Here is a 250-nt window from a genome sequence, read left to right on the forward strand (position 1 = left end):
GGCCTACCAGGCGGGCCACACGATCTCGACCTTCGCCAACGTCGGAGCCGGGCTGCTGGAGGCGGAACGGAGCGACCTGACCGCCTTCCTGGCCGCGCCCGCCCGGACGCTCGCCCGCACCGCCTGCGCCACCAGGGCGCGGACCGGGCGTGGCGCGGCCAGGAAGGCGGTCAGGTCGCTCCGTTCCGCCTCCAGCAGCCCGGCTCCGACGTTGGCGAAGGTCGAGATCGTGTGGCCCGCCTGGTAGGCC

General features: G+C 75.2%; 1 pseudogene. It reads left to right on the forward strand.

Annotated elements, in window-relative coordinates:
• A pseudogene (locus tag FAF44_RS54165) lies at positions 1 to 247 on the forward strand (hypothetical protein); the annotation flags it as partial.
• Positions 248 to 250: the final 3 nt, after the last annotated feature.

Origin of the sequence: Nonomuraea sp. MG754425 (assembly GCF_021699195.1) — a bacterium.
GTDB lineage: Bacteria > Actinomycetota > Actinomycetes > Streptosporangiales > Streptosporangiaceae > Nonomuraea.